Consider the following 362-nt stretch of genomic DNA (forward strand, 5'->3'; position numbering starts at 1 on the left):
TCATCACCCTCATCTCGATTCGGCAACGTTTTAAATAAATGCACAAAGTAGTAATAAGGATTGATGTCATTGGCACGGCAGGTCATCACAATACTATAAAGTATCGCGCTGGCCTGAGCACCATTAACCGATTTTGAGAATAGCCAGTTTTTTCTACCAGTGGTAAACGGCCGAATATCTCGCTCAGTAATATTATTATCAATCCCTAGTTCGCCATCTTCACTATACCGCATTAATTTCGGCCATTGATTAAGCGTGTATTTTATCGCTTTGCCAATATAACTTCCCGCCGTTACTTTACCTTCGGCTTCATCAAGCCACGCTTTAAAGTGCATTAATATGGGTAAGGCTTTTTCTTGTCG

At 40.9% G+C, this 362-nt stretch carries 1 protein-coding gene; it reads right to left on the minus strand.

Annotation, left to right across the window (positions count from 1 at the left end; all coding sequences use genetic code 11):
* Positions 1-362 (minus strand): IS66 family transposase (locus tag AAEZ18_RS18455; protein ID WP_352255848.1); only part of this gene is annotated, 362 nt, incomplete at both ends.

Origin of the sequence: Pseudoalteromonas sp. 19-MNA-CIBAN-0066 (genome assembly GCF_040308705.1) — a bacterium.
GTDB lineage: Bacteria > Pseudomonadota > Gammaproteobacteria > Enterobacterales > Alteromonadaceae > Pseudoalteromonas > Pseudoalteromonas nigrifaciens.